The organism is Zobellella taiwanensis (assembly GCF_003012795.1).
Taxonomy (GTDB): Bacteria; Pseudomonadota; Gammaproteobacteria; order Enterobacterales; family Aeromonadaceae; genus Oceanimonas; species Oceanimonas taiwanensis.
In genome coordinates, this window is the sequence record NZ_PXYH01000061.1 from 1 (window position 1) to 622 (window position 622).

Below are 622 nucleotides of genomic sequence, written 5' to 3' on the forward strand. Positions count from 1 at the left end.
CCGACTGGGCGATGTCCTCCCCCTGCACATACATGGCCTTGAAGCGGCCCTCGATGGCGGCGTCGAACATGCGCGGGATGCGCAGGCCCGGCTCGGGATCCAGGGTCGCGCCCCAGGCGGCCTCGAAACGGCCGCGCACGGCGGCGTCGGTCACCGGCTGGTAGCCGGGCAGCTCATGGGGGAAGGAGCCCATGTCGCAGGAGCCCTGCACGTTGTTCTGGCCGCGCAGCGGGTTCACCCCCACCCCGGGCCGGCCGATGTTGCCGGTGGCCAGGGCCAGGTTGGCGATGCCCATGACGGTGGTGGAACCCTGGCTGTGCTCGGTGACCCCCAGGCCGTAGTAGATGGCGCCGTTGCCGGCCCCGCCGTAGAGCAGGGCCGCCTCGCGGATGCGCCGGGCGGGCACGCCGATGATGTCCGCCACCGCCTCGGGGGCATGGCGCGGCTCCAGGATGAAGTCGCGCCAGGCCTGGTATTCCGTCTGGGCGCAGCGCTCGGCGATAAAGTCGTGGTCCTCCAGCCCTTCGGTCACGATCACGTGGGCCAGGGCGTTGACCAGCGCCACGTTGGTGCCCGGGCGGATCGGCAGGTGGATGGCCGCCCCGGTATGGGGGCTGTCGAG

The 622-nt window shown here is 71.9% G+C and carries 1 protein-coding gene; it reads right to left on the bottom strand.

What is annotated here, in order from left to right:
* The coding region (locus C7I36_RS16930) for a molybdopterin-dependent oxidoreductase (RefSeq protein ID WP_146137361.1) at nucleotides 1-622 on the bottom strand (622 nt) is incomplete at both ends.